Source organism: Pantoea sp. GW821-FHT03E06 (assembly GCF_059420725.1).
The window spans coordinates 648,654-665,389 of the sequence record NZ_JBWKUG010000002.1 but is presented as its reverse complement, the minus strand read 5'-3'; the positions used below and the strand labels follow the sequence as shown (position 1 = coordinate 665,389).

The 16,736-nt window shown below is 52.9% G+C and carries 16 protein-coding genes; 7 read left to right on the top strand and 9 right to left on the bottom strand.

Annotated elements, in window-relative coordinates:
• Positions 1 to 21: 21 nt before the first annotated feature.
• A complete protein-coding gene (locus AC07WB_RS22585) occupies positions 22 to 513 on the top strand; it encodes a GNAT family N-acetyltransferase (protein WP_494941400.1) in 492 nt (163 codons plus the stop codon).
• A 39-nt stretch (positions 514 to 552) separates the two neighbouring features.
• Here the strand turns inward: AC07WB_RS22585 and AC07WB_RS22580 are convergent, their stop codons facing one another.
• Positions 553 to 1,260, bottom strand: a complete 708-nt coding sequence (locus AC07WB_RS22580) for a phage antirepressor KilAC domain-containing protein (protein ID WP_494941399.1) — start codon at positions 1,258 to 1,260, stop codon at positions 553 to 555.
• A gap of 339 nt (positions 1,261 to 1,599) precedes the next feature.
• Between AC07WB_RS22580 and AC07WB_RS22575 the strand changes: the two genes are divergently transcribed.
• Positions 1,600 to 2,592, top strand: a complete 993-nt coding sequence (locus AC07WB_RS22575) for a glycosyltransferase family 32 protein (RefSeq protein ID WP_494941398.1) — start codon at positions 1,600 to 1,602, stop codon at positions 2,590 to 2,592.
• Between the two features lie 4 nt (positions 2,593 to 2,596).
• Here the strand turns inward: AC07WB_RS22575 and AC07WB_RS22570 are convergent, their stop codons facing one another.
• Positions 2,597 to 3,451: a helix-turn-helix transcriptional regulator gene (locus AC07WB_RS22570; protein ID WP_494941397.1), complete on the bottom strand. Its 855-nt coding sequence runs from the start codon at positions 3,449 to 3,451 to the stop codon at positions 2,597 to 2,599.
• Positions 3,452 to 3,567: 116 nt separating this feature from the next.
• Here AC07WB_RS22570 and AC07WB_RS22565 point away from each other — a divergent pair, with 116 nt between their 5' ends.
• Positions 3,568 to 4,977 carry an MFS transporter gene (locus tag AC07WB_RS22565; RefSeq protein ID WP_494941396.1) on the top strand — a complete coding sequence of 470 codons (1,410 nt, stop codon included), beginning with the start codon at positions 3,568 to 3,570 and terminating at the stop codon, positions 4,975 to 4,977.
• A gap of 214 nt (positions 4,978 to 5,191) precedes the next feature.
• Positions 5,192 to 7,624, top strand: coding sequence for an outer membrane protein assembly factor BamA (gene bamA / locus AC07WB_RS22560; protein WP_494941395.1), 2,433 nt, complete (start codon positions 5,192 to 5,194; stop codon positions 7,622 to 7,624).
• A 263-nt stretch (positions 7,625 to 7,887) separates the two neighbouring features.
• On the opposite strand, the gene AC07WB_RS22555 is transcribed toward bamA, so the two are convergent.
• The 6 genes from AC07WB_RS22555 to AC07WB_RS22530 form a co-directional block, all read right to left on the bottom strand.
• Positions 7,888 to 8,970: an ABC transporter ATP-binding protein gene (locus AC07WB_RS22555; RefSeq protein WP_494941394.1), complete on the bottom strand. Its 1,083-nt coding sequence runs from the start codon at positions 8,968 to 8,970 to the stop codon at positions 7,888 to 7,890.
• 3 nt (positions 8,971 to 8,973) lie between these two features.
• A complete protein-coding gene (locus AC07WB_RS22550) occupies positions 8,974 to 9,918 on the bottom strand; it encodes a carbohydrate kinase family protein (protein ID WP_494941455.1) in 945 nt (314 codons plus the stop codon).
• Positions 9,918 to 10,757 carry a carbohydrate ABC transporter permease gene (locus tag AC07WB_RS22545; protein WP_494941393.1) on the bottom strand — a complete coding sequence of 280 codons (840 nt, stop codon included), beginning with the start codon at positions 10,755 to 10,757 and terminating at the stop codon, positions 9,918 to 9,920. Before AC07WB_RS22545 ends, AC07WB_RS22550 begins: the two co-directional genes overlap by 1 nt.
• Entirely contained in the window at positions 10,747 to 11,655 is a 909-nt protein-coding gene (locus AC07WB_RS22540) for a carbohydrate ABC transporter permease (protein WP_494941392.1), read from the bottom strand. The genes AC07WB_RS22545 and AC07WB_RS22540 overlap by 11 nt, the downstream gene beginning before the upstream one ends.
• A gap of 9 nt (positions 11,656 to 11,664) precedes the next feature.
• The gene (locus AC07WB_RS22535) at positions 11,665 to 12,912 is read right to left on the bottom strand and encodes an extracellular solute-binding protein (RefSeq protein ID WP_494941391.1); all 1,248 of its coding nucleotides are present in this window, start codon (positions 12,910 to 12,912) and stop codon (positions 11,665 to 11,667) included.
• Positions 12,913 to 13,361: 449 nt separating this feature from the next.
• A complete protein-coding gene (locus AC07WB_RS22530; protein WP_345830406.1) occupies positions 13,362 to 14,273 on the bottom strand; it encodes a LysR family transcriptional regulator in 912 nt (303 codons plus the stop codon).
• A gap of 128 nt (positions 14,274 to 14,401) precedes the next feature.
• On the opposite strand from AC07WB_RS22530, the gene AC07WB_RS22525 reads away from it, so the two are divergent.
• Positions 14,402 to 14,665: a DUF2798 domain-containing protein gene (locus AC07WB_RS22525; protein ID WP_494941390.1), complete on the top strand. Its 264-nt coding sequence runs from the start codon at positions 14,402 to 14,404 to the stop codon at positions 14,663 to 14,665.
• 191 nt (positions 14,666 to 14,856) lie between these two features.
• Here AC07WB_RS22525 and AC07WB_RS22520 read toward each other — a convergent pair whose 3' ends face one another.
• Positions 14,857 to 15,393 (bottom strand): P-loop NTPase family protein, encoded by a 537-nt coding sequence (locus tag AC07WB_RS22520; RefSeq protein ID WP_494941389.1) that lies wholly within the window; start codon positions 15,391 to 15,393, stop codon positions 14,857 to 14,859.
• 283 nt (positions 15,394 to 15,676) lie between these two features.
• Here AC07WB_RS22520 and AC07WB_RS22515 point away from each other — a divergent pair, with 283 nt between their 5' ends.
• Both AC07WB_RS22515 and arsH read left to right on the top strand, forming a co-directional pair.
• Positions 15,677 to 16,012, top strand: coding sequence for an ArsR/SmtB family transcription factor (locus AC07WB_RS22515; protein WP_097098149.1), 336 nt, complete (start codon positions 15,677 to 15,679; stop codon positions 16,010 to 16,012).
• Positions 16,009 to 16,731, top strand: a complete 723-nt coding sequence (gene arsH / locus AC07WB_RS22510) for an arsenical resistance protein ArsH (protein WP_494941388.1) — start codon at positions 16,009 to 16,011, stop codon at positions 16,729 to 16,731. Before AC07WB_RS22515 ends, arsH begins: the two co-directional genes overlap by 4 nt.
• Positions 16,732 to 16,736 lie beyond the last annotated feature (5 nt).

Here is a 16,736-nt window from a genome sequence, read left to right as displayed (position 1 = left end):
GTGAAAGCAGTGAGGTAAGTTGTGTCGGCGTTAGTATTTAGAGAAGCGAATCTTACGGATGTGGATCGGTGTTATGCCATTGAAACAGAAGCTTACGAAGGAGACGAAGCGGCAACCCGCGCGAAAATAGCGACTCGCATTGCGCAGTATCCGCAAGGTTTCCTGTGCCTGGAAGCAGACGGCAAGGTCATCGGTTTTATCAATGGCGGCTGCGCGTGGGATGTAGTGATGTCGGATGAGGAATTCAAAGCGCTAGTCGGCCACGATCCGGCTGCGCCTAACGCGGTGATCATGTCGGTAGTGCTCGATCCAGCATATCAAGGCAAAGGTTACGCTACGCTGCTGATGCGCCATTTTGTCCAGCTAATGAAGCAAATGGACAAGCAAACCATTCACTTAATGTGCAAAACCCATCATGTCGAACTGTATAAGAAAATGGGTTATCAGTACATTAAACCGTCCGAGTCCGATCATGGCGGCATGGCGTGGCATGAGATGCTGATGACACTATAATGTGTCAGGTCGCCGAATTATGGCGACCCAAATCTTATCTCACGCAGCAACGCCTTTCGGTAGCGACGACAGATGCCCCGCCCATAAACTGGCGACCCATTTCACCCCTTTAGCGGTAAAACGCGCTTGAGAAAACGCGTGCTGATTCTCACCATGTCCAGAACGCAGCGTAAAGTAACCCGCCTGGAGGTGATGCTGCTGCGGTGCCAGTGAACCTTTCTCGCGGTACATGATATTGCGCTCCAGCAAGAACTCACGAAATTCCGTTTCCTTGACTTTCAACATCTTGCACAACTGGCGAAAGCCGAGCGAATCTTCGATTTCAACAAAGCGGTCAAAAAACTCAGCTTTGGGCGCAGACAGTGCGAGTTGCTGCTCAGCCGCTCGTCGCTGCTCAAATTGTTCGGCCCACGCACGGGCTGCTTCAGCTGGATTAGTGAAATCAGGCAAATGCGTAAACTGTTCCCGTTTTTGCCAAAGATCGAGTAACTCTGCGGTGAACCCTGGAGAGAGCCGCGCAACGGCTAATAATGAATCGCGCTTGTTGAGATGAAACTCCTGACGCATTTCACCCTGATGCTCATAAAGATTTACCGCGATGGGCTGAGAAAGACGCTGGGCAGTTTCCAGGCTTTTGATCAGACGCTTCACTTCACCGTGAGTAATACCCGTAACGCTGGCTATTTCGCGGCTGCTCATCATCATTGATGAATTCAGAGCAGACAGACTTTCCGTTGAGATCATCATTATTCGCACCTCTTGCAGACTTACTTAGCCGTGTGGCTGTCGAATAAGTATACTGCATACTGGTTTTATATCCAGTATTTATTTTAACCGTTTTCGTAAGATGTTCTGCTTTGCGTGGCGTTGCACAAATCAATGCCAGTTCACGTTATTCCACTCTGCGTATTCTCTTAAAGTGGTGCGTTTCAGGTTTATTAAATTGTCGTTATGGATGCCGTTTGCTAATTTTGAGCCAATTTTCCGGGTTTTTATTGGCTTTCTGCGACCGTTTGGCGCAGCGCCGATGTAGACCTTTTTAACAGCAATGATCACATCACTGGCAGCAACCCTGCTGGAGAAGAAATGAAAAAAAATAAACTAAAAACACACCTGGTTTCACTCGGGCTACTGGCGGAAAAAAAGCTAACCAAACGCAAAACGTTACCCGACTACAACCCGGCCGCAGAGCAGGATATCAATTTGCAGCCGCGTCAGACGGCACCTGCTGCCATTCCGCGTCAAATCTGGATGTACTGGGAAAGTGAACAACTGCCAGCAGAAGTGCAGATTTTTGTTGATAAAATCGTCCGTGAGAATCCAGGTTATTTGGTCACGGTTATCAATAACCTGAATATTAAAAATTACCTGCCAGACCTGCATTTTGTGCATCAGGATATGCGTGCGTCACACAAAAGTGATGTCATCAGGCTGGAACTGTTGCACCGATATGGCGGTATCTGGATGGATGCCACCATTATTCTCAATCGTACGATGGATGAGCTGCTGGCGGTAAATATTGATGACAGTTATGACCTCATCGCTTTTTATCGCGATGGATCGACACTAGATAAAGCCTATCCGGTGGTTGAATCCTGGTTTTTGGCCGCGCCAAAAAATAACCCTTTTATCGCACGCTGGCTGCACTATTTCCGGCCAATAGTTGAGATCGGCGCTGATGAATTTTTCCGCCGCCTGCAGGCGTTGCCTGACTACGCAACCCTGGTGCAGGGCATAACGCCACCGGATTATCTGGTGGTGTACATCGCGCAGCAGCAGGCTTTACGTGAAAATAACCAGTACAATTTCTATCTGCGCAAATGCGAAGCCAGCGCGTTGCTCTATCAGAGTTTAGTGAAGTGGCGCCCGGTAAAACTGAGCCGCATGCTGATGGTGGATCGCCTTCCTGCCGTCTTACCGCCGCTGACTAAGCTGACGGGATTTGACCGCAAATATCTCGACACCAATCTGAAATATGGTGTGGTGAACCAAGATAGCTTACTGGGTCAGATTCTCTTAACCAGCCAGAAGGGCGCCCGCCCGCAAACCCCGCTCCCGGCGCTGACGGGCAAGGCGTAACCGATCACGGCTTGGTCAACTGCTGCAGTGCCGAGGCGCTAATTTCATCGTCCGGCACATACACCAACAGGCGGTCACCGTTGCGCGAAGCGGACCACCAGTTATTTTGCCGCAGCGTGAGTTCACCCACTTGCGCATGGTAAAAACGTTTCACGCGGTTCTCCACCTGGCCCAACTCATAGCGCTGCCAGGTGTGCGCAAACTCATCTGAACTGTGCAACAGGCGCGCAAGAAAGCTTTCCCAATGCGGATCGCCAAGATGTTCACCCATCTGACCCCGAAACATCGCCACCATTTGCGGCATCACTTCATCCCAGTCATTGATGGCCTGGCGCCAGGCGGGATGATTGAACGCCAACCAGATGCAGTTGCGATCTTCTGGCGCAATCTCTGCTAAATCGACGCCCATTAATGCACACCACGCGGCGTTGTAGCCAAGGATATCGAAGCGCGGCGTCTCAATAATGGCCGGTAACTGGATGGCATCGAGCATTTGCTGATTGTGTGCGGCAATTTTACAGCACGCTGCCACCACGCGCACCGACGGTAATGTATGTCCGGCCAGGGAAAACAGATGCTGAGTTTCCACATCGTTGCACTGCAGCGCGGCGGCGATGGCGGTGAGGGTTTTCGGCGAGGCTTTAATATCACGCCCCTGTTCTAGCCACGTATACCAGGTCACGCCAACATCCGCCAACTGCGCAACTTCTTCCCGACGTAAACCCGGCGTGCGGCGATGGCGCATGCGCGGTAAACCCAGGCGATTGGGATCGAGGTTTTCGCGGCGCGTGCGTAGGAACGTACCGAGTAGCTTACGATTGTTTAGTTCAGTGTTAACAGGCGCGGATGCCAGGCTCATACACAGATCCTTCAGCAAGACGGGTAGTGTTTATACCATGATAATTAAGAACTGGTACCCGTTTAATGGTTAGGTGATGCTATGCCGTACTGAAACGAAAAACAAGGGTAAAACCGATGCAGACATCGCAACTTCAACGCACAGGATTGATGGTCCTGCTTGCCGGGCAACTGCTGCCCATGATCGACTTTTCTATCGTTAACGTGGCCTTAGACGCGATGGCTCACACGCTGCAGGCCACGGCGATTGAGCTGGCGCTGATTGTCGCGGTATATGGCATCGCCTTCGCCATCTGCCTGGCGATGGGCGGACGGCTGGGCGATAACTATGGGCGCCGTCGCGTGTTCCTTGCGGGAGTATGGATCTTTGGTATTGCATCTTTATTATGCGGCATTGCCAACAGCGTTGGTTTGCTGATGTTTGCTCGCGCACTGCAGGGCGTTGGCGCGGCCTTTATCGTGCCGCAGATCCTGGCAACATTGCACATCACCTTGAAAGGTCGAGCGCATGCACGCGCCATCGGCTTGTACGGCGGCATTGGTGGGCTGGCATTTATCGTCGGCCAGGTGCTGGGCGGTTTTCTCATCAAAGCCGATATCGGCGGTTACGGCTGGCGCAGCGTGTTCCTGATTAACCTGCCGATCTGTCTGTTTGTGCTGATCACCGCGCGCCGTTTCGTGCCAGAAACGCAAAACACGCAGCGCGTACCGGTCGATGTTAGCGGCACGTTGCTGCTGGCAGGTGCGATCGGTTGCCTGATGCTGGCGTTGGCGCTTGGGCCGCTGCTGCACTGGTCGTGGCCATGCATCTTGCTGCTGGTGCTGTTCCCGCTATTTTTACACCGTTTACGCCAGAGTTCGCTGCGGCTGGAAGCGGCAAACGGCGCACCGCTGCTGCCACCCTCGCTGCTGCGTCTTCCCAGCGTGCGCTTTGGCCTGACGCTGGCGGTGCTGTTTTTCTCGTGCTGGAGCGGGTTTATGTTCTCAGTCGCGCTGACGCTGCAAGCCGGCTTAGGCATGACGGCGTTCCAGTCGGGTAATGCTTTTATTGCGCTCGGCGCCGCTTATTTTATTGGTGCGATGCAATCCACCCGCATCGTCGAGCGTTTAGGAAAACGCGGCGCTCTGCTGATGGGCTGCGGTATTCAAATGGTTGGCCTGGTAGCGTTAATCGCTACGCTGCAACTCGCCTGGCCACAGGTAGGCATTTTCACGCTAATTCCCGCCACGGTGCTGATTGGTTTTGGTCAGTCGTTTATTGTCAGCACCTTCTACCGCATCGGTATGAGTAGCGTGCCGCATCATCAGGCGGGGGCGGGCAGTGCAGTGTTATCAACCGTTCAGCAATCGGCGCTGGGTTTAGGCCCGATGCTGCTTGGCGGCGTATTTACGCAGATCTATGCACACGGAAATCATCTAACGGCGATTACCGGTACGCTTGGCGTTGAGCTGGGGATGATGGCGCTGCTGGTGATTTTCACCAGCCTTAATCGCCGTACGTTTCAGTCAGTAGCGGCAGAAGGGTAATTCTTGTGAGGGTATTTCGACAGGAGCGTTTCACCATAGTGTAAAACAACCGAAAATCCGTGAGTTACGCTGAATTTACCTTTGGCTGAGCGGTCTTTTTTCCGGAACATATCGCCGCAGTTAACGGGCTGGACCACGTGTTCAGCCCGTTTTTATGGGGTGTGGAAGCAAGGCGCTTGAATCAGGCACAGGAAAAACGGCAGGCTCATAGCAGATGAAGAAGATGTTAACCGGGTTACTTTTCATGGTAACCACCACTGCCTTTGGTGCAGATGATTTCACCCTCAAGGATATTCACTTTGATGGTCTCCAGCGCGTTGCGCCCGGCGCGGCGCTGCTGCATATGCCGTTGCGCGTTGGCGACCGCATCAACGATGATGATATTCGCAATACCATTCGCTCGCTGTTCGCCACCGGCAACTTTGAAGATGTGCAGGTGTTGCGTGACGGCGATATGTTACTGATCAAAGTCAAAGAGCGCCCGGCCATTGCCAGTATTTCGTTCTCCGGCAACAAAGCGATTAAAGAGGATCAACTCAAGCAGAACCTCGATGCTTCGGGTGTACGCGTAGGTGAAGCGCTAGACCGCACCACGCTTGCGGATATCGAAAAAGGGCTGGAAGATTTCTACTATAGCGCTGGGAAATACACGGCTAGCGTTAAAGCGGTCGTTACGCCGTTGCCGCGCAACCGCGTTGATCTGAAATTCATTTTCACCGAAGGCGTGTCGGCGAAAATTCAGCAAATCAATATCGTAGGCAATCATGCTTTCACATCTGACGAGCTGATCTCGCATTTCCAATTGCGCGATGATGTGCCGTGGTGGAATGTAGTCGCTGACCAGAAATATCAGAAACAGAAACTCTCAGGCGATTTAGAGACGCTACGCAGTTATTATCTTGACCGCGGTTACGCGCGATTTAATCTCGATTCTACCCAAGTCAGTTTAACGCCGGATAAAAAGCATATTTACCTCACAATAAATATTCATGAAGGCGATGTTTATCGTGTTAGCGGCGTGACCTTGACGGGCAATATGGCCGGATACCCTGCGGAAATTGAAAAGCTGGTGCGCTTCCCTGCGGGCACATTATACAGCGGAGCAAAAATCACCCAAAATGAGGAAGCGATTAAAAAAGTATTAGGCCGTTACGGCTATGCGTTTCCGCAGGTGACGACGCACTCGGAGATTAACGATAACGATAAAACCGTGCAGCTGCACATCAATGTGGATGCGGGGCGACGTTTCTCGGTGCGTCAGGTGCGCTTCTCCGGTAACGACACCTCGAAAGATGCTGTGTTACGTCGTGAAATGCGCCAGATGGAGGGTGCCTGGCTGGCAAGTAACCAAGTGGAACAGGGTAAAGCGCGACTCAATCGTACCGGTTACTTTGAAAGCGTTGATGTAGAGACGCAACGTGTGCCGGGCAGCCCGGATCAGGTAGACGTGGTGTACAAAGTGAAGGAGCGCAATACCGGCACCTTCAACGTCGGACTGGGTTACGGCACCGACAGCGGCATCAGCTATCAGCTTGGCGTCAGTCAGGATAACTGGATGGGCACCGGTAATACCGTAAGCTTTAGCGGTACGAAAAACAGCTATCAAACCTATGTTGAAATCGCCGCTACCGATCCCTATTTCACCGTTGATGGCGTGAGTCTGGGCGGCAAGCTGTTCTATAACGATTACAGCGCGGAAGATAACGATCTCTCTGAGTACACGTTGAAGAGCTTCGGCGCGGGCAGCACCTTAAGCTTCCCTATCAGCGAAAACAGCACGGTGAGCAGCGGGCTAGATTACGTTTATAACCGCGTGAGCAATATGGCGCCGCAGGTTGCAATGTGGCGCTACTTGGGTTCTCAGGGCATTCACCCGAAAGTGATTACCAGTGACGACGACGACGATGATGCCACGGTTGCGGATAAATTCACTGCCAATGATTTCTTCTGGAATATTGGCTGGAGCTACAACTCTCTGGATCGCGGCTTCTTCCCCACATCGGGCGTGAGTGCCGGTTTTAACACTAAAGTGACTATCCCCGGTTCCACCAACAGTTATTACAAGAGCACGCTGACCGCCAACGGTTACCTGCCGCTGAGCCGCGATCATCGCTGGGTACTGATGGGACGTAGCAAGGCCGGTTATGCCGATGGCTTAGGTGGCAATGAAGTGCCGTTTTATGACAACTTCTACGCGGGCGGTTCGAGTTCAGTACGCGGTTTTTCCTCCAACACCATCGGTCCGAAAGCGGCTTATTACCGCTGTAGCGGCAGCGAAAGCAGCTACGGTGGCTGTCCGGTGGAAAAGTCGGATGATGCGGTAGGGGGCAATGCGATGGCGGTTGTCAGTGCAGAGTTGATTGTCCCCACGCCATTTATTAGCGAACGCTATGCCGATTCTCTGCGCACCTCACTCTTTGTCGATGCGGGTACAGTATGGGACACCGACTGGCAGAATACGGCAGCGACCAAAGCGGCAGGCATTCCGGATTATGGCGATCCAAGCCAGATTCGCGTGTCGAGTGGCGTGGCATTGCAATGGCAATCCCCGCTGGGTCCGCTGGTGTTTTCCTATGCGTTGCCGATTAAAAAGTATGAGGGCGATAAGTCGGAGCAGTTCCAGTTTAATATCGGAAAAACCTGGTAGATGTATTTAATTCGTTAAAAGACGAGATCAGTTTTACAGGATCTTTAAACGACTAAGACAGAATAAAACAGCCGGTAGCGTAAAATATCCAATGTGCAATGCTTAAGGAACGAGCGTTCGCGAATATCGTTGTTATGCATCAGATGAATATTATTTCGCCACCCAGTATCGGGTGGCTTTTTTTATTGGGTAAAGCGGTCGCCATAAATGGCGACCCTACAACACTCTGGTGCGCATAAATGTGCGCCAGAGAAAGATAAAAATTAAGATTCACCTAACCTAAGTCCGGTTTCCGCATCAAACAGATGAATCTTCTCGGCGTTAAAGCCCAACATAATGCTGACGCCGCTCACCGCCGGGTGACGACCGGCAACCTGCATATGCAACGCATGGCCGTGCCAGTCGAGGTGCAGCAGGGTTGATTCGCCGGTGATCTCTACCACGTTCACCTGTGCTGCTGCGTTGCTGCTGGCCTCCAGCAAATCATGCGGACGTACGCCAAGCGTTACGGCGGAACCCTCACGCTCACGCGCCGCCGCCTGCCAGCGTGCGGGCAGCGGCTGCCACAGATCCTGGCACTGCACGCCGGGCACGCCATCACGCGTGCTGAGCTGCGCCGGTAACAGATTCATTGGCGGCGAGCCGATAAAGCGCGCCACAAACGTATCCGCCGGACGATCGTAAATCGCCAGCGGCGCGCCCTGTTGCACAATACGGCCATCTTTCATTACCACAATCTGATCGGCGAGCGTCATGGCTTCCACCTGATCGTGCGTTACGTAAACCATGGTGGTTTTGAAGCGCTGATGCAGCGATTTAATCTCAGCGCGCAGCTCCATGCGCAGCTGGGCATCCAGATTCGACAGCGGTTCATCAAACAGGAACACTTTGGGATTACGCACCATCGCGCGCCCCATCGCCACGCGCTGACGCTGGCCGCCTGAAAGCGCGCGCGGGTAGCGCTGCAGCAGCTTGTCGATGCCGAGGATCCCGGCGATACGCGCAATTTTACTCTGCTGCTCTTCGCGCTTAACCCTCTTCACCTGCATATGGAACGCCAGATTCTCCGCCACCGTTAAGTGCGGATAAAGCGCGTAGCTCTGAAATACCATGGCAATATCGCGGTCTGCCGGATCGCGATCGTTGATCTGCACGTTATCCATCAAGATTGCGCCATCCGACAGGCTTTCCAGACCGGCCAGCAGGCGTAGCAACATGGATTTGCCGCAGCCGGAGGGGCCAACCAGCACGGTAAAGCTGCCATCAGGAATGGTGAGATCGAGCGGATGCAGCACCGACTGTTTTGCGTAGCGTTTGGCCACTTTTACGAGTTCAACACTGGCCATAAATTAACACTCCTGAGAAAGTTGCAGTTGATGCCAGTCGGGATAGCGACGCGGCAGGGTGCTGATGGCCAGCGACGCCACCGCGATCCCCCATTGCAAAGCCGTGGCGAGATCTTGCTGATGCACGAGCGCGGTAAGGAAACCGGCATTAAAGCTGTCGCCCGCACCAATGGTATCCACCACCGTCACCGGACGTGCAGGCTGGCTAATCGAGCGTTCGGCCTGCCAGCAGTGTGCGCCCTGCGGGCCGCATTTCACCACGCAGCCACCGCGTCCGCTGAGCTGCTGAACCAGGGTTTGTGCGCTGGCGGGCAGATTGTTTGCGGCGCCCAGACCCAGCGTTTCCACTTCATTTAGTAGCAGCCAGTCGCAAAGCGGTAGCCATTGCATCACCTGCTTGCGCACCTCGTCACTCCATCCCTGCGGCGGCCAGCCGGTATCAACGGCGGTGATAAAGCCGCGCTGCCGCAGCTCGCTAAGCAGCGCGGGATATTCGTCATACAAGCGCAGGCATAAGAAAGTGCCGCACAGCAAAACGATATCGCCGTCAGCCGCTTCAGCGGGTAGCTGCGCCAGCACATCCTGCGCGCTGAGTTTCACGATATGTCCAAGATTGCTCAGAAACGAGCGTTCGTGATCTGAATGCGTGACGCCAACGGTGAGCGAGGTTTCGCAGCTGTAGCGCGTCCAGTGCGCGGCGCTGTGCGGAAAATGGCTCGCCAGCCAGGCGCTCAGGCCATCGTCACCCTGATTCGCCACGGCGCGATGGCGCACCTGCATCGCTTCCAGCGCCAGCGCACAGTTGCCAGCCGATCCGCCAGGACGTAGTTCGCTGTGATTGAGCATCACTTCGGTACCGCGCTGCGGCCAGCTATCCAGCGTGCCCATAATCAAATCGACATTAATATTGCCCACCACGTACAGCGTGGCGGTGAGTTTATGTTCCATCATCCTTTACTCCCGCCACTGGCAAGGCCGCTGACCAGCGTCTTTTGCAGCCAGATGGCAATAAATAGCGGTGGCACCGATGCCAGAATGCCGACGGCGGCGATCAAGCCATCATCGGTCGCCCGACCGGCGGTGAACCCGGCAATGGTGACCGGCAGGGTTTGTGCCGCGATATTGCTGGTGAACAACAGCGCATAGAAGAACTCATCCCACGCCAGCAGCCAGCCAAACAGCGCCGCAGCGCCTAGAACGGGTTTTGCCAGCGGCAGCGTAATGCGCAGCAGAACCTGCCAGACGCGTAAACCATCGAGCCGCGCTGCCTGTTCAATATCCTGCGGCAACGTATCGAACTGGTTTTTCAACATCCAGGTGAGGAACGGCAGAATCAGCGAGCAGTAAACGATGGTAAGCCCAGGCCGGGTGTTGAGCAGATCGAACTGCTGTAGCAGGAAGTAGAGCGGCAAAACGAATGCCACCGGCGGGACCATGTAGATGGCGAGCGAAGCGAACAGCCAGCCATCGCGACCACGATAGCGTGAGAAGCTGAACGCTGCCGGAATCGCCAGCAACAAACAAATTATCGTTGCGCCGGTTGCCACCAAAAGACTGTTGCCGAGCGCATGCAGGAACAGCACGCCCGGCTGGCCGGGCTCCAGCGACAGCAGCTTGCCGTAGCGGGTGAAATCCCACTGGCGCGGCAACCACTCCAGCGGCACGCGGGTCAGATCGCTGGTGGCGCTGACGCTCATCAAAAACAGCCAGCCCATCGGTGCCAGCACGGAAATCGCCACCAGCAGCGCGGCGGCGTATTTGCCAACATGGCGTAAGTTAGCCTTCATACGCGCTTCCTTTGCGGCGCTGCCGCCACAATAACAACATGTAAAGCGTGATCAGCACCGCGCACAGCAATGTCATCAACATCGCATAGGCCGCGCCGCTGCCAGCACGCAGATAGCTAAACGATTCCTGATAGACGTAAAAACTGAGTGTTTTGGTACTGTCGACCGGGCCGCCGCGCGTCATCACGTAGATGATGTCGAAGATTTTGAAGGCGTCGATGGTACGCAGCACCAGCGCCACGCTGAGCGGACCGACAATCGCCGGGAAGGTGATGGCGCGAAAACGGCGCCATGCTGACGCACCGTCGAGTCGCGCCGCTTCAAACAGATCGTCAGGAATGGATTGCAACGCCGCCAGCACCAGCAGAGTGACCAGCGGATAGTTTTTCCAGATATCGGCGAACATCACCGCATTAAGCGCCGAACCGGGCGAGCCCAGCCAACTGCGATAGCCATCGATGATGCCTAGCTGTGTCAGCAGGGCGTTGATGCTGCCGTAATCGGGGTTAAAGTTCAGGCGCCACATCATGGCATTAACGATGGTTGGCAGCGCCCACGGCAAAATCACCAGCACGCGCAGCACGTTACGGCCAGTGAATTTCTGATTCAGCAACAGCGCCACCAGCACGCCGATCACGCCCTCAATCGCCACCGAGACGACGGTGAAGTAGAGCGTGCGCCACAGTGAACTGCGAAAATCGGCATCGGTGATGGCGAACAGGTAGTTTTCAAAACCAATCCAGCCCGGCGCTTCACCGCTGCCTATTAAGGCAGCATCAGTGAAGCTCAGCCAGATAGTGCGTAACAGCGGCCATGCGGTGAGCAACAGCATCACCAACAGCATGGGTGCCAGCAGCACCCATGCCTGCCGTTGTTCGCGTTGACGCAAACTCAGCATTGTTGCCCCTTAGCGCAGACGCGCCGCACTCTTATCTACCGCTTGCAGCGCGACATCAGGCGTGGCGCTACCCACCAGCACCTGCTGCAACTGCTGCTGCAAGGTATTGGAGAGGCGCGAATAATCCGCGGTTTCCGGGCGCGATAGCATTACGTTGAGCGATTTATCCGCCGCAGCGATCAGGCTCTCCTGATTTTTCAGCACTGCTGGATCCTGATATGAGCTTTTCCAGATCGGCAGACTCAGCGTGGCGTAGTTGTTCTGCACCGGCTGAGAGGTCATATAGCTGATGTATTGCCATGCCTGATCCGCATGAGCACTGCCTTTGGTGATGCCAAGGCCCATCGAACCGTTAACCGCACCAAATTTGCCCGGCGCGTCGCCCGGTGCCGGAACAATACCGACCTGCCCGGCGACTTTACTCTGCTTCGGATCGTTGGCCATGTTGTACATGTAGGTCCAATTAAGCGCGAAGGCGGCATCGCCATTGGAGAAGGCTTTACGTACGTCCTCTTCCAGATACTCGCGTGAGGCCGGATTGCTTAAGCCTTCATCCAGCGAGCTTTTCATCAGCTTGACGGCTTGCAGCGAGGCAGGGGAGGAGAAATCAAGTTTGTCGTTGTTATAGAATTTGCCGCCGAAGCCGGATACCAGCGTGGTGTAATCGCACACCAGCGCTTCCGCCTGCGACCAACTCCAGACCAGCGGATATTTGACGATATTCTTCTGCTTGATAATGCGCGCATCATCTATCACCTGCTGCCAGGTTTGTGGCGGTGTGCTGATGCCGGCTTTTTCCAGCATCGCTTTGTTGTAATAGAGATATTTGGTATCAAGGATCCACGGCATGCCGAGGGTTTTGCCTTTGAATACCACGGTGTTCATCGCACCGGGGAAAATCTGCGCTTTTTCATCGGCGCTGATACGGCTGCTCACGTCCTGCAACAGATCAAATTTGGTAAATTCAGCGGGCCAGATGGCATCAAACAGCACCACATCGTAGCCATTGCCGCCCGCGCCACGCGCAGCGACAATTTTGTCATGCAGCGCTTCGTAAGGTACAAACTCAAGATTAACCTGCACGTCCGGGTGCGCTTTCTGAAACTCCTGCGTCATGGCGCGAATATCATTTTCGCTGTACGCCGCCTGCGTCATAAACAGCGCATTTAACGTGGTTGCCGCCGCCGCGCTGCCAACGCTGGCTAACAGAACCGCTGCAAAACAACCTTTTATGACTGGATTGAATCGGATTTTCATGGTGTTTTCGCCTTGATGCAAAAAGAGGGTGTTTAATTAAATCAATTTGATTGATTTAATAACGCGCACAGGTTGTCAGATTGCTGCGGCTGACATCGGTTAGCTAAAGCAATTGACGTGCCAGGGCATAAATCTCGAATGCCGCTGCACACTTTTTGGCACAGAATTTTGTGGCTGTCAGGTAAACAGGTTGTAAATTGTGTGGCCGATCATAGATATTCAGGTAGGTATAAATGAGGGCAAGCCTAAGAGCTGATTACAACTCTTTTCAGGATGCATGGTTCTGGTGCAAATGCGTTGTGAGTTGCTACATAAACGCGCATTCCACAATGGCAAATTAACGTCATGAGTATCCGTTGCTGACAGCAGATGATGTACCGACGCTATTGTTCCTCCATCAACACGTATTCATCTCAGGCCAAAGACCATTCACTTTTTCACGATTGGGATCACGCTGACTGCATCGCCTGTTCCAAAAAAGCAATAAAGGCTCTGACCTTTGAGTTGAGCGCTGAACGATCGTTGACGCACGCGTAAATGTTCATAGGGGAAGATGCGATATGGGTTTCATCGCTTTGGCTGGATTGAAATAACGCGATGAGTTGTCCATTGTCGATAAGCGGTTGTGCAATAAAACTCGCAAGGCGAGCAATACCACCACCATTGATTGCGATATTAGCAATGATATCAATATCGTCACTGATAAATTCGGGATTGAGTTTCGCCGCCACCTTTTGACCGTCAACCATAAATGTCCAGGGCAAAAAGCGTCCATCAGTTGGATAGCGAAATACCAGGCAGGCATGCTGACTCAATTCTTCGGGACTTTCTGGTATGCCCGCACGCTCCAGATATGCCGGGGCTGCGCAGAAGATAAAAGGTAATGATGAAATTTTCAGGGCAATCAGCTGTTCGTTCAGTTGTGCCTCGATGCGGATGCTGACGTCGACTCCCTCTAGTCGATGATCAACGTTACGATCGGTACTGATCAGCTCAATATCAATATCGGGATAAACTGATTTGAATTCTGGCATCAGTGGTGCAAGAACGTACCGGCCAAACGCCGCAGTCGTAGCGATGCAAAGTTGCCCCTGCGGTTTTGTTTCGAATGCAGCAGCCTGCGACGCGAGATCAACATCATACGGAATGTGGCGAACTTTATCGAAATAGCGTTTACCACTTTCGGTAAGGGTCATACTTCGGGTTGTGCGTGATAGCAGGCGTACCCCCAGATACGATTCCAGACGAGAAAGGCTCTGACTGACTGCTGCAGGGCTCATTCCTTTAGCGCGTGCAGCCGCTGCGATACTGCCGTTCTCCACTACACGGATATAGGTACTGATTAACCCCAACAAGTCCATAAGACCTCAATGCAAAATTCGTTACTTTTACTTAATGGTGATTAAAGCTGGACCGTTCTACTAACACGTTGACTTACTTGGTAGCTTTGCGACTGTTTCGCTAACTCTCGGTTAAACAGGGTAACACTATGACGGATGCAACAACGAACAAGATCGCCAGAATACGCTTTCCAAAACACACTTCACCTTACATCTTTGCGCTTTATATGGCGACCATCATGGCCTTTCTGATGAGTTTAGTTATTACCTTTTCGGAATTCGGTTTCGGGCCTCATTATATGTTAAATGTTATCAATGCTTACAAGGTCGCCATGCCCGCCGCCTTTGTCTGCATACTATTTGTACGCCCGATCGTGGTCAGGATGGTGGGGCTAACAGTTCATGGGCATTAAAAAACTTTGCCTAATCCATTCTTGGCGCTCAAGTGTCGTAGGCAAAGCCAAAAGGGCAGCAGTGAGCAAACAGCAGACAGGTTTGAGGACCTTCCCAGCACATTGGACGTGCTCGGTAATTAAATTATGCGAGGTATAGCCTTCGATGAATGATTGACTATTTTCGGAAGCATATTAATCATCTTAAACCATTATGAAATATCCCAGCTTTGATAGCAGGTCTTAATATCACGAGGTAATGTCAACATCACTTTTGGAATGGTTACCTGCTCGAAAATCTTCTTGTGAAGATGGTGGTTTTTAGGCGCAATATGCACAATGTATTTAAGCATTTCCCACGTCACATGCTCTCTTCGGATATTGAGACCACCGATCCTGGGCTTTGACGAGTAACATCGGCGTATATAGCGCTGCAGCGCTATCGCCATTGGCACATCAAGCAATATCAGCCCTGTAGCACGTTCAAGTCGGGAATAAATACACTTGGTGTAATTGCCCTCTATTACCCATTTTTCTCCACGAACAGCTTCTTCATGTAACCGATAAAAATCTTCTGGTTCACGGGGAACCCATTTTGTATCAGGTAAGTGATGCAATTGATCAAGATGAATTAGAGGTAATGACGTCTTAGAAGCGATTGCTTTTGCCAGTGTGGATTTACCACTATTTGATGGCCCCATAATACATATGCGTGGGCCAAGGTCATCTAATGTTAAAGTAGTGTTCACCCATCTCACCTAAAAGCTCAATAAATTCATGCGATAACAAAAGATATATTAACATCTGATTTAACTACAATGCTACCTGGTTAAATTGTGATCCGCTATTCTGTAATAAATACTAAGCGGAATTGGCAACGTTCGCTCCTGGTACTCAGATGTCGGAGGCCAGCAATGAGCTGTGAGTTCAACCGATGGATGCTTTCCAGAATGATTGTTTAACAACAGAAGTGGGTAGATTGACTTAATTTATATTTCGATTATTCTGGAAATATGGATTTAAGGAGGTTTTATGGATCTGAATACAGCGGCCAGCGCGTTAAAAGAGCTCGGCCATCCGACAAGGCTGGCCGTTTACAAAACGCTGGTTAAGGCCGGGCACGGTGGGCTGCCGGTTGGCGATTTACAGAAGCAGCTGGATATACCCGCATCCACGCTAAGCCATCACCTTTCCGCGCTGATGTCTGTCGGGCTCATCCGTCAGGATCGTCAGGGGCGCACGCTGTTTTGCCTGCCACAGTATGAACGTCTGGAGCAGCTGCTGGCCTTTCTCGTCGAGGAGTGCTGCAGCGGAGAAGGTGGATGTGGACTGAGCCTGCCAACACAGTTAACAGAGAGAACAGAATGAATCTAACGGATATGTCGCTACCCAATATCGATACTGGCCTGGTTGATGCACCGATTACCACAGCAAAACTGGCAGCTGACGAGCCTGCACATGCACCGCGCATACTGATGCTGTACGGTTCAGTACGTGAACGCTCTTTCAGCCGGTTCGCCACGGAAGAGGCGGCCCGCCTGCTGATTGCGATGGGCGCAGAAGTCAGAATTTTTAATCCATCCGGGCTGCCACTTCCCGATGACGCCCCCGAAACGCACACTAAAGTAGCTGAACTGCGTGAACTGGTGTTGTGGTCTGAAGGCATGGTGTGGTGTTCGCCAGAGCGCCACGGCGCAATGACCGGCGTGATGAAAGCGCAGATTGACTGGATCCCGCTCTCAACCGGCGCGGTGCGGCCGTCACAGGGCAAAACGCTGGCGGTGATGCAGGTCAGCGGCGGCTCCCAGTCGTTTAACGCAGTTAACCAGATGCGCATTCTGGGACGTTGGATGCGCATGATCACCATTCCTAATCAGTCATCGGTGGCAAAAGCCTGGGCGGAGTTCGATGAAGCGGGGCGGATGAAGCCATCGGCATATTACGAGCGCATCGTGGACGTGATGGAGGAACTGATGAAGTTCACCGTGCTGACCCGTGGACGCAGCAAATATCTGACCGACCGCTACAGCGAGAGAAAAGAGAGCGCGGAGCAGCTCTCTGCCAGAGTTAACCAGCGCAGCATCTGAAAAAA